General features: G+C 62.1%; 12 protein-coding genes. 10 read left to right on the top strand and 2 right to left on the bottom strand.

Going from position 1 to position 10960, the window contains the following annotated elements:
- The coding region (locus J3489_RS25605; protein WP_242540289.1) for a LysR family transcriptional regulator at positions 1-332 on the bottom strand (332 nt) is incomplete at its 3' end.
- 330 nt (positions 333-662) lie between these two features.
- Here J3489_RS25605 and J3489_RS25600 point away from each other — a divergent pair.
- From J3489_RS25600 to J3489_RS25590, 3 genes are all read left to right on the top strand, one after another.
- On the top strand, positions 663-1205 hold the full coding sequence (locus J3489_RS25600) for a 2,4'-dihydroxyacetophenone dioxygenase family protein (RefSeq protein WP_207002830.1): 543 nt from the start codon (positions 663-665) through the stop codon (positions 1203-1205).
- A 123-nt stretch (positions 1206-1328) separates the two neighbouring features.
- Positions 1329-2144, top strand: coding sequence for an alpha/beta fold hydrolase (locus J3489_RS25595; RefSeq protein WP_207002828.1), 816 nt, complete (start codon positions 1329-1331; stop codon positions 2142-2144).
- A gap of 252 nt (positions 2145-2396) precedes the next feature.
- Entirely contained in the window at positions 2397-3173 is a 777-nt protein-coding gene (locus J3489_RS25590; protein ID WP_207002827.1) for an enoyl-CoA hydratase/isomerase family protein, read from the top strand.
- A 191-nt stretch (positions 3174-3364) separates the two neighbouring features.
- Here the strand turns inward: J3489_RS25590 and nudC are convergent, their stop codons facing one another.
- On the bottom strand, positions 3365-4309 hold the full coding sequence (gene nudC, locus J3489_RS25585) for an NAD(+) diphosphatase (protein WP_207002821.1): 945 nt from the start codon (positions 4307-4309) through the stop codon (positions 3365-3367).
- A 271-nt stretch (positions 4310-4580) separates the two neighbouring features.
- Between nudC and J3489_RS25580 the strand changes: the two genes are divergently transcribed.
- The 7 genes from J3489_RS25580 to J3489_RS25550 form a co-directional block, all read left to right on the top strand.
- Positions 4581-5336: an SDR family NAD(P)-dependent oxidoreductase gene (locus tag J3489_RS25580; protein WP_207002820.1), complete on the top strand. Its 756-nt coding sequence runs from the start codon at positions 4581-4583 to the stop codon at positions 5334-5336.
- A gap of 184 nt (positions 5337-5520) precedes the next feature.
- Positions 5521-7137 carry an MFS transporter gene (locus J3489_RS25575; protein ID WP_207002819.1) on the top strand — a complete coding sequence of 539 codons (1617 nt, stop codon included), beginning with the start codon at positions 5521-5523 and terminating at the stop codon, positions 7135-7137.
- 655 nt (positions 7138-7792) lie between these two features.
- The gene (locus tag J3489_RS25570; RefSeq protein WP_207002818.1) at positions 7793-8347 is read left to right on the top strand and encodes a curli production assembly/transport protein CsgE; all 555 of its coding nucleotides are present in this window, start codon (positions 7793-7795) and stop codon (positions 8345-8347) included.
- An 11-nt stretch (positions 8348-8358) separates the two neighbouring features.
- Positions 8359-8793 carry a curli assembly protein CsgF gene (locus tag J3489_RS25565; protein WP_207002817.1) on the top strand — a complete coding sequence of 145 codons (435 nt, stop codon included), beginning with the start codon at positions 8359-8361 and terminating at the stop codon, positions 8791-8793.
- Positions 8790-9704, top strand: a complete 915-nt coding sequence (locus J3489_RS25560) for a CsgG/HfaB family protein (RefSeq protein ID WP_207002815.1) — start codon at positions 8790-8792, stop codon at positions 9702-9704. The genes J3489_RS25565 and J3489_RS25560 overlap by 4 nt, the downstream gene beginning before the upstream one ends.
- A 103-nt stretch (positions 9705-9807) precedes the next feature.
- Positions 9808-10302 carry a hypothetical protein gene (locus J3489_RS25555; RefSeq protein ID WP_207002814.1) on the top strand — a complete coding sequence of 165 codons (495 nt, stop codon included), beginning with the start codon at positions 9808-9810 and terminating at the stop codon, positions 10300-10302.
- 127 nt (positions 10303-10429) lie between these two features.
- On the top strand, positions 10430-10960 hold a 531-nt coding region (locus tag J3489_RS25550), incomplete at its 3' end, for a hypothetical protein (RefSeq protein WP_207002813.1).

The raw sequence follows: 10960 nt of genomic DNA, 5'->3' as shown, positions 1-10960 counted from the left end.
GCCGCCGCCACCATCCCTTGCGCGAGACCCGGTGCGCAATGAAGCCGCACCCGCCCCGCCGGCGAGACGCTGGCGCCGCGGGCCTCGTCGGTCGCCGAATCGATGTCGGCAAGTATTGCCTTAGCGCGCTCGTAAAAGCGCCCTCCGGCCTCGGTGACAGAGAGGTGTCGCGTCGTGCGCTGCAGCACGACGGTCTGCAACTGTTGCTCGAGCGCCGTGACTGCACGCGAAACCTGCGCAGCCGTCACATTGTTCTCTTTCGCGACGGCGGTGAAGGAACCGGTTTCGACGACGCGGATGAATATCCGCATATTGCTGACAATATCTGTCATTCCGTTCCCGCACGATGAGAGCACTCATTTTTCTCCGGAGCGCTGGCTCGGAGCCAACCTTGCTCAATGTGCTGCCGCATCCTGGTGCAGTCTGACATCAAGCGTGGCGGCAGCGTCAAACGTCTTATGCCGGCCTGGAATGGATGTTATGTGCTTGGAGGGTCTTCTGCCAGCGTGGCGCCGCGCGCATCATCTGCATACCACGAACTTCCCGTTTGGAGAAGATCGAGAGCACTTTCCCGCCGTAAACTGAAGTGATACTCGGCGTTGCCAGGACCGCCGCCTGGCCCGTGCCCTCGGTGCATCGACATCTTTTGGAGGTCTCGCAACATGACCAGCACAACCGCAAGAAAGCCTGATGAGCGTGCGATCCCCTATCAGTTGCCTCAACCTCCTGACATGTCACCCGACATCGTGCATTTGGGCATATTCGACAAATGGCTGGAAGACGATAACCTTTGGGTGCCCATGACACCGGCTGTGTCGTTCAAACCGCTGCTTCTCAGCGCCAGCCAAGGCTACTACGTCAATCTTCTCAGAGTGCGCCAGTCCGGCGTGCTCTCGCGCCACCGCCATACCGGGCCTGTGCACGCGATCGTTCTGAGAGGCAGATGGTATTACCTCGAGCACGACTGGGTTGCGGAGCAGGGCGGATACGCATACGAGCCGGCAGGTGAGACGCACACCTTGTACGTGCCCGAGGAGGTAAAAGAGATGATCACGTGGTTCCACGTCACCGGCGGGTATACCTACGTCGATCCTCAGGGCACAGCAGTGGGATTTGAAGACGTGTTCACGAAAATCGAAGCCGCTCACAGACATTACGAAGAGATCGGCCTCGGTGCTGACTACGTAAAGCAGTTCATTCGCTAAGACGATTCGTTACGTGCGAGTTTCGGATGCTACGAAAGTACGCACGAACATGCGCCAAATGCGCGTCGGCGACCGGGCACCTCGGTCGCTCGGCACCACGGCTCGCAACGGAGGATTTTCACAATGGAACGACGAACTGTTGACGTGGCTGGCGTACCGGTCAGCTACCTGAGCGCCGGTGACCCGGCAGGATCCGTCTTGTTGATGCTGCACGGCACCTATTGGAGCCGCGTATGGCAGCCGGTGCTCGACGAGCTGGCCGCCGCCGGCTTACGCCCCATCGCGGTGGATTTCCCCGGATCTGGCCGCTCGGGTGGCGAGCTGACGGTTGCGGACGCCTCGATTCCCGCGTTGGCGGATTGGCTGCCGCGCTTCCTGGATGCGCTCGGCATCGCGGGACCGGTGGGCGTCGCAGGGCACGACATTGGCGGGGGCATTGCGCAGCAGGTGCTGGTCGATGGGAAGATAGAGGTCAGCAAGCTCGCGCTCGTCAATGCAGTGATGTTTGATTCGTGGCCAGTGCCCGGTGTTGCCCGGTTCCGCGATCCGGCGGTGGCCGCTGCGACGACGACGGAGGATATCCTTGCTGCCCGTCGCAAGTCAGTCCTCACGGCGCTGGCCAGGCCGGCAACGGAAAGCGAAGTGGCCGAGTATCTCGAACCCTGGACGGACCCGCGCGTTGCCCGGTCGTGGCTTGCCTTTGCCGGCGCCGCGGACAATCGTTACACGATGGAGCTGTTGCCGCGTCTTCGCGCGTCGCAGACGCCAAAGCTGCTCGTCTGGGGCGAAGACGACGGCTTCCAGCTCATCGAGCACGCGGAGCGCTTCGTCAAAGAGATCCCGAACACGCAGCTTGTCCGGATTCCCAAGGCGGGCCACATTCCCATGGAAAATGACGCTGTCGCAGTCGCTCGTGCGTTGGCTGGGTTCTTCGTCTGACGCAGAGCAGCAGGCAGGGGCGGTTGTCGCTTGCCGGTCCTTTCCCAGCTCGCGGATGGGGCTCATGCAGCGTTCGGTGAGGTACTGCCAGCTCGGCGTCCGGTCAATTGCGTGCGTGTTTCGAAAGCGAGGCGGCGAGCTCTCGTGTTACTCCAAGGGGCTTGGTGAGAAGCCCTTCCACCGTATCTAGTGAAGTCGGCCCGCTGCAGACTGGCAGGGCTAATTCAGTCTGTTCGGACATAGGAGAACGTCATGCAAACGAATCCGGAAAACTATTTCTCTGCCTACCGCAACCTGAAGATGACACGGGATGAGGACGGCGTGCTGGTCGTGCAATTCCATAGCGATGGCGGCCCGCTCACTTTCACGGCGGAGGCCCACACGGACGTTGTCGATGCCTTCTACCGGATTGCTCAGGATCGGGCGAACAAGATCGTTATCCTCACGGGTGCAGGCGGCGACTTCATGACCGGGGTTGACTGGGCGTCTTTCAAGGACGTCTCCGATCCCGACGTTTGGAGCCAGATCCATGACGAAGGCGTTCAGGTCCTGGAAAACATCGCCAATATACGCGTGCCAGTCATCGCGGCCATCGAGGGACGTGCCCATATCCACTCGGAATATATTCTTCTGTCCAACGTCATCGTGGCAGCAGAAGGCGCCACCTTCCATGACATGGGCCACTATGCTGCGGGTGTCGTGCCTGGCGACGGCATCTTTACCACCTGGAGCTATCGAGCGGGAGCGGGACGGGCGGAAGCTTTCCTGCTCAACGCGCAGCCGATTACGGCGGCTGTCGCACGCGAGTGGGGAGTGGTTGCTGAGGTCGTGCCAAACGGCCAGGCGCTTGGCCGCGCACAGGAATTGGCGAGGCAGTATTTGAAAGCGCCCGAAGTGGCACGCCGCAACACGCGCGTACACTTTATTTGGCCCTTGAAGCAACGCATCGTGCAGGAAGTTGGCTATGGGTTGTCGCTCGAAGGCGCCTCCGCAGCCGCCCTTGTGAAAGCAATGCAGACGAGGAGCTGACCGCTACGAGCGGCTCCTCCCGATTTGCGGAAATCCGGGAAGGCGAGTGCGTTGTCGGGCATCGTTGTGGCGCGCATGCTCAGGCACTGAACGTTCAGCTCTGCGGGATGTATGACCGCAGAGGGTCGCTTTGGGTCTCTTTGATGGAGCGGCGCGGGCAGAGATAGCGGGATTGTCGCGATGTATTGAGCTCAGCTACCCAATACCGAGGCACCCCGTGCAACATACGCCTGCAGCAAATGGTGGGCAATGGCGAACGGCTTGGGCGTCGACAGTCCGCTTGGATGCGTTCCCGCGAGCATCGCCGCGACTTCCAAGCGCGAGAACCAGCGGGCGTCTTCGAGTTCTGCCGTGTCAACGACGATCTCCGTAACGTTTGCCTGCGCGAAGCAGCCGATCATCAGCGACGACGGAAACGGCCACGGCTGCGAGGCGTAGTAGACGACCTGCGTGCACGTCACGCGGGCTTCCTCGAACACCTCGCGACGCACCGCGTCTTCCGCGGTCTCGCCCGGCTCGACAAAACCTGCAAGCGCCGAGTACATCCCTTGGGCGAATTGGCGTTGGCGTCCGAGTAGACACCGTTCGCCATCGATCGCCAACATAATCACGACTGGGTCCACCCGCGGAAAGTGGCGTGCGCCACAGGCATCGCAGACGCGATGCCAGCCGGCCGCCGAAGCGCGGCTGGCGGAGCCGCAGTTGGCGCAAAAACCGTGGCGTCGGTGCCAGTCGAGCATAGACTTCGCCTGGCCCAAGATTCCGAGCACCCCAGGGTCGACGAGGCCCTGCAGCGCGATCGAGCGCAGGTCGATGCGATCCAGGACCATGCCTTGTGATTGGCCTTCTTGTTCGAGATCGAGCGTGAAGCCGAGCGCGAAGCGTCCGCTGCCGTCGCGCTCCTGCCCGAGGAAGACGCTTTGGACTGGATGCCCGAAAGCAGTCGCTTCGCTTGCGAGGAACCACGCGTCGTGCCCGTTGCCACGCCTGAGCAAGGGGACGTCGACATCGAAGATGAGAAAGCGAGCGGCCGGGTCATCGCGGAGACGCTCGATGAAGGTGTGATCGTCCCGCTTTTCGGAGCGGCGGTCGAGCGGGTTGTAGTTAAAGCCAATGGACGCAGAAGAGGTAGTCATCACGAACACGGATATGCGAGCGGAGACGGCTCGCAAGTATGACACGACATCTTGGCAAGTGTCGCGAGCCCGAAGGCCGCTCTCAGTGAAGATGGTACTGCCGTGACGCGCGGTCAACTCCGCATGCCAGGGTTGACAGCGTGCGGCTGCTGATAGATCATGCACCAGTGCATATGCATATCTGAAGACGGACTGACTCATCTGAACATTCGATCGGCCCGCATCGTACAGTGTCTCTCGTTCGAATTCGGGAGCACAGGGAGCATCTACTTTGAACAAACTGTTTGATCTCACAGGGAAAGTCGCCGTCGTGACGGCGTCGACCAAGGGCATGGGCTTGGCGATCGCGCGCGCCATTGGCTCGGCTGGAGCGAAGCTCGTCATCTCTGGGCGCAGCCAGGAAACGGCCGACGCAGCCGCTGCTCGGCTGCGCAAAGAAGACGGAATCGAAGTGATGGCATTCGCGTGCGACATCACGGATCCCGAGAGTGTGCAGCGCTTCGCGCTCGGCGCCTTCGGTCGCATCGATGCACTCGTGCTCAATGCGGCGGGTAACCCGCCCGTCGGCTCGATGCTCGGCCAGACGGTCCAGCAATTCGACGAGATCATGGCCCACGGGGTGCGCGGAAACCTGGCGCTCGCCTGGGCACTCGCTCCGCAGATGATCGAGCGCAAGAACGGCTCGATCGTCTTCATGTCGAGCCGCGCAGCGAAGCGCGGCACGGGCATGCTCGGCTTGTATGGGATGTCGAAGGCGGCGCTCGACCAGCTCGTGCGCAACCTTGCACTCGAGCTCGGGCCATCAAACATCAACGTCAACTCCATCAACCCGGGCGCGGTGCGCACCGACTTTTCCCGCGCGCTTTGGGAGAACCCGGAGCGCGAGAAGATGACCGTATCGACGATTCCAATGGGGCGCATTGCCGAGCCTGAGGACGTGGCGGGCCTTGCACTCTTGCTCGTCTCCGCGGCCGGGCATTACATCAATGGCCAGAACATCAGTGTAGATGGTGGCGCGACGGCTTGAGTCCTTCCGACGTCGTGGTACGAGCGCATATCTGGAGGGGCATCAACGGGCATGTCATTGACCTTCACCCCCCTCCCAAGCACGCCTAGCGCTCCCGGCGGCCGATGAACCCTCGCTTGGTCGCACCTGCGGTCCGGCGCTCCAGTTGCTATGCTAGTCACCATCGACCAGCACGGGAGCAAGTTTGGCCAACCCGGATTTTCTCGATAGCGACCAAAAGACCGCGCACGTTGTCGCTGCGCAAGCGAGCCCGTGCGACGAGCTGGTCATCCACACGCAGCCCACCGCTGTCGACCGCCCGTGCCGGCGCAAGCGTCTTGCGCTCGCCGCGACGATCCTCGGCTCGAGCATGGCATTCATCGACGGCTCCGTCGTCAATGTCGCGCTGCCTGCCATACAGAGCGAGCTCGGCGCGAGCGTCGAGGCGATGCAGTGGATCGTCAACGCCTACCTGCTCTTTCTCGGGTCCCTCGTGCTGGTGGGCGGATCGATGGGTGACAAGCTTGGCCGCCGCACGGTGTTCATCGCGGGCATCGGGGTCTTCACGCTGGCGTCGGCCGCCTGCGGGCTCGCGCCGAACGCGGGTGCGTTGATCGCCGCGCGCGCGGTGCAGGGCATTGGCGCGGCGCTCTTGGTACCCAGCAGCCTCGCGATCATCGGCGCCGTATTCGAAGGCGAAGCGCGCGGACGGGCAATCGGCACCTGGGCGGGCGTCGGCGCGATCACGTCGGCGGTGGGACCGGTGGCGGGCGGCTCGCTCGTCGACGCGTTGTCGTGGCGCGCGATCTTCTTCCTCAACGTCCCGCTTGCAGCGGTGACGATTGCGCTCGCGATTTCGTCGGTGCCGAACAGCCACAAGCTCGATGCGCCTCAACAGTTGGACTGGCCCGGCGCGCTGAGCGTGGCAGCGGGGCTCGCCGCACTCACCTATGGCCTGACCCAGGCGTCGGCGCGCGGCTTCGCGCATCCGCTCGTACTGTGCGCGATCGGCGCCGGCGTGCTCGTGCTGGCCGCATTCGTGATGATCGAAGCGAACAGCCGTCACCCCATGATGCCGCTCGACGTGTTCCGCTCGCGCGATTTCACCGGCGCCAACCTTGTCACGCTGCTGCTCTACTTCGGTCTGGGCGGCACACTGTTCTTCCTGCCGTTCACGCTGATCCGCGCACATGGCTACACGGCAACCGAGGCGGGCGCGGCGCTGCTGCCGGTGCCGGTCATCATCGGCTTGCTGTCGCGCTTCACCGGCGGCCTGACGAGCCGCTTCGGTTCGCGGGTCCTGTTGAGCGCTGGCCCGGGCGTCGCCGGAATCGGGTTCGCGATGCTGGCCTTGCCGTTCGTGCGCGGCAGCTATTGGGCCGGATTCTTCCCTGCGCTCGCCGTGCTCGGGCTCGGCATGACGATCACCGTCGCGCCACTCACGACGACCGTGATGGGCTCGGTGCCGGGCGACCGCGCAGGCGTCGCATCCGGCATCAACAACGCGGTTGCACGCGTGGCGAGCCTGCTGGCGATTGCGGTGCTCGGCATCGTGTTCGTGTGGTCGCACCATGCGGCGCTGTCGGCGCGGCTCGATGAACTGCACGTTCCTCAGGACGCGCGCCAGACCGGGCAGTTGCTGGAGCCGGACGCGCAAGCCGGGGCGGCAGCCGGCGATGCCCATACGCCGCCCCAGACACCCGTGGCGCTGGCGGAAGCCGACGCCATCGCTGACGCGCTGCGCGCCGTCGCGCTGGTGTCCGCCGCGTGTGCGTTCGCAGGAGCGGGTCTCGCAGTGGCGACCATCCAGCCCCGCAAGTGATGTGCTTCGCGTCGCAGAACGGCCAGGTTTGTACGACGCGTGCCCGCATGCCCCTGTGGCGCACGCCCATGCTCATGGTCGAGGGCAGGCATCCTACGAACCTAAACAATACCGGTCATAGAGGCGTTCAAATTGCCTTCCCGAAAGCGGCCGATCGCATATGAACCGGAGTATCGGTTTTAGATCAAGACCCTCGTTTGCCACTTCGTTGCCACGCATCGACCTTGAGACATTTTCGACGACCGCTTTCCTGATGCTCATCGGATGTGTCTGGGTAAAAAAATCGGGCCACGTTCGCCCGTCCCGTACGCGGAGTTAGTACATGCCCGCTTAATTTGCCAACCGTGCGAAAAACGGAGCCATCGGGTGCTGTCTCCCGCTCAAGTGTTGCGAGTTTGAAACAAAACTGCGCGCGATTAGTCAAGCGCGCCACCGCAACACCATCATAAACACCCACCCACTCTGTCTTGGCACGCGTTCTGCTCTCACACCCCACGCCTGCGAACGTACGCACGTTCGTTCGATAAACAAGAACGAGGTTAAAGGGTCCGAGATGACAAAAAAAACGGGAAGGCGTGGGGCGTGGCCGCGCCCGACTCCGACGCCAGCGAGGTGGCTTGTTTGCCGTTTTCGGTGCCACGCCCTGGTTATGGGAATGAGCCTGGCACTCGGTACATTCGCGGGCCACGCCAGCGCCCAATCGATCGCGCCGGGAACGCCTCCGGCAACGCAGCCGACAACACCATCCTCCGCTTCGAACATCAAGCCCAAGGACATCGTCGATGGCGCACCGTTGTCGCCATCGAGCGCGCCATCCGGCAATGGCAGTGGATCAGCAAGCGTGCCCCCTTCTCCCGAAGTTGGCGACAAGCGTGCGCTGCAGGAATCGCTCGCCGGCATCGTTACCGACCAGGTGGTGACGCTCATCGGCCAGAACTTCTACGGGTACTTCGTTGCGGCCTGGCGCGAGTTGCCTCTTGCGAGTCGATACAACATCTCGATCCACGAAAAGCCCTCCGCTAGATGGGGAAGCCTTGTGTGGGTTGAGTTCGAGCACCGGCGTCTATTCGAGGCATTTCTATCGCCGACCCGAAGCAACATCAAGCTGGCCGCAGAGCGCGCTGCGAACGTGGCGTATCAGAACATGGTGCGAACGGATATTGAACGGCTTTTGTTCCGGGATCAGGATCTAGGCCCCGACGAAATGTGAGGAGACCGAAAATGAAGAAGCAACCTTCGCTTAGCGGTGCCGTGGCCCTAGCATGCATATTTCAAGTCAGCATGTGCCACGCGACCGGATTGATCTACACACCCGTCAACCCTACGTTCGGCGGGGATCCAAATAACGGGCCCTTTCTGCTCTCGACGGCCAATGCGGTGAATACGCACACGGCGCCGGCAACGAGCGGCCTCGACGGCATCAGCGCGCAATCGCCGTTGCAACAGTTCAACTCGGAACTCGAGCAGGCGATCCTGTCGCGGATCGCGTCGTCGGCGACCGCATCGATCATCGGCCCGAACGGCACGCTTCAGCCGGGAACCATCACGACAGGACAGTTCACGGTCTCGGTCACGAATCTTGGCAACGGTTCTTTGCAGGTGACGACGACCGACACGTCTACCGGACAAAGCACTAGCTTCCAGGTGGGCCAATGAGCCGATTCGCCAACAACAAAGGCCGCATCGCCACAACACTCGCGATCGCGGCGCTGCTTTGCCTGACGGGGTGCGCGGCGCCTGTCCCGGTGTTCGACAACGCGACGCTGACGCCTACCACGCAACTCACGCGTGATCTGCTTCGATTGCCGCCGCCGAAAGGCAAGGTCGTGACGGCGGTATACGGGTTCCGCGATCAAACCGGGCAATACAAGCCGTCGCCCGACAGCTCGTTTTCGTCCGAGGTGACGCAGGGCGCCGCGTCGATGCTGGTCGATGCGCTGCGCGAATCAGGGTGGTTCATGCCGGTCGAGCGCGAGAATCTCCAGGATCTGCTCACGGAGCGCAAGATCGTCAGGGCACTCGAAACACCTGCCGACAAGGCTAAACCGGTGGAGGCGATCGGCGCGCTGACGCCCGCTAACGTCATCATCGAAGGCGGCATTGTCGCTTACGACACCAATCTGCGCACCGGTGGATTAGGCGTGAACTACCTTGGCATCGGCGGCGCCACGCAATATCGGGTCGATCAGGTCACGATCGCACTCAGGGCGGTCGATATCCGTAACGGCCAAATTCTCAACAGCGTGTCGACCACCAAGACGGTTTACTCGTACGAGTTGACGGCGGGCGTGTTCAAGTTCGTTGGCTACCAGAATCTGCTCCAGGTCGACGCTGGCTTGACTTACACAGAGCCACAGCAGCTGTGTGTGCGCGAAGCCATCGAGGCAGCGGTGATGCATCTGATCGTCCAGGGCATAAGCGCGGGCACGTGGAGCCTCAAAGATGCAAAAGACTGGAACAACCCTGTGATTCAGAACTACGCACGTGAGGACACTGCATATCTGAAGCAGGTTGCGCTTCCTGCCGTGCCCGTAGACATCGCGAAGACGCCCAACGGCGGCGGGTAGCCGCGACGCTTGCAACGCGCGTCCAGCACTATCGATTCTCAAGGAGATCCCTATGCCCAAACCACCCGAAACGGGTCGGGCACGTCGTTTGTCGTGCCTGTGCATGGCCATTTCCGCCGCGCTGCTGTGGCCCCACATGGGACACGCAGCCGGGGCGGCGCCACCTTCTGATCTCGGTCCGGACGAGCCGGCCTTCGTCGACGGCGGGCAAACGGCGGGTATCACGCAGTACGGGACATCACAGCGGGCAACGATCAATCAGAGTGGATCGGCGAACGTTGCGTGGACGTTCCAGTCGGTTGCCAACAACGCCGTTGCGGTGACGCAGGCCGGTTTGCAAAATACGGCGGCTCTCAACCAGAGCGGCAACGGCAATCAGGCATCGCTCTATCAGCAAGGTTCTCGCAATGCGCTGACAGCCAATCAGTTCGGCAACGGCAATTCATCTTCGATGACCCAGGCCGGGTCGGCGAACACCGCAATGGTTAAGCAGGTGGGCAACGGGGACTCGGTCCAATTGCGGCAGAGCGGCGTGCATCAATCGATTGCCATTCAGCAGGTCGGCAGCGGAATGCATGCAACGGTCGTTCAGCACTAGCAGTGTCAGCACCCATTCAGGCATGGCCGTTCGCCGAACCGGCAATGGCAGTGCAGCAAGCATCGCCCAGCATCAGGGCCGGCTGGCGTCGTTCTCTGTCTAGGCCCTTTTACTCTTGGAGTCCACCATGAAACGGAAGGCAATTGTTATCGCGGCAAGCTTGTTGGCCGCCGGTTATTCACAGGCGTATGCACAGTCGAATAACGAGCAAGCCACCATCAATCAGTACGACGCCGCGCAATCGGCTACGGTCAACCAGACCAGCGGCCAGAATGACGTCGTGTACATTGAACAGCACGACAACGCCAACAGCGCTTCGGTTGCGCAGACGAACACCAACGGCAACAACGTGAGTGTTTATCAGAACGGTGTGCAAAACGGCTCCACGGTCGCTCAAACCAATGAGACAGCGGACACAGACAGCGTGACCCAGTGGGGCATCTCGAACGGCGCAAACCTTCAGCAACAAGGCGGTGCCTATAACGCGGTGACCGTTTATCAGAACGGCATCTCAAACGGTGCCTCAGTCGCTCAAACCGCTGAGACGCGGGACACCGACAACGTGACCCAGAGCGGTGTCGCGAACACCGCCAGCCTTCAGCAACAGTACGGTAGCTATAACAACGTGACTGTTTCTCAGTCCGGCGTGCAAAACGGC

The sequence above is a fragment of the Trinickia mobilis genome (assembly GCF_017315705.1).
Lineage (GTDB): Bacteria > Pseudomonadota > Gammaproteobacteria > Burkholderiales > Burkholderiaceae > Trinickia_A > Trinickia_A mobilis.
This window is presented reverse-complemented; position numbering and strand designations above follow the sequence as displayed.